The following is a 420-nucleotide window of genomic DNA, read 5'->3' on the forward strand; positions in this document are numbered from 1 at the left end:
ACAAGCCGCACTGATGAGCTTCGTAAGCGATGCCGCTTCTGCCTCCCACCTTGAGGTTCGCGCCGCCGATGCTATTGGCAGAGAGAATTGACAGAATAGGATTACACCATGGCACTTGAATTTAGCCGTGAAAAGAACCCCGCCCCCGCGAGTGACGAACGCCGAGCCGAGATTCTTGCCGACCCCGGGTTTGGTGACTATTTTACGGATCATATGGTCAGCATCGACTGGAACGGTGATTATAAAACCGGCGGTGAATGGTCGAACGCGCGGGTGCATGCCTACGGTCCGCTCAGTTTAGATCCCGCCGCTGCGGTTTTTCACTATGGCCCGGAAATCTTCGAGGGTATTAAAGGCTACCGTCATTCGGATGGGTCAGTGTGGACATTCCGACCCGAGAAGAATGCGGCGCGCCTAAAC

1 pseudogene is annotated in these 420 nt (G+C 55.2%); it reads left to right on the top strand.

Annotated features, from left to right (window positions below):
* Nucleotides 1–108: 108 nt before the first annotated feature.
* Nucleotides 109–420, top strand: a pseudogene (locus EAS64_RS42900) (branched chain amino acid aminotransferase); the annotation flags it as partial.

The organism is Trebonia kvetii, from assembly GCF_007827045.1.
Taxonomy (GTDB): Bacteria; Actinomycetota; Actinomycetes; order Streptosporangiales; family Streptosporangiaceae; genus Trebonia; species Trebonia kvetii.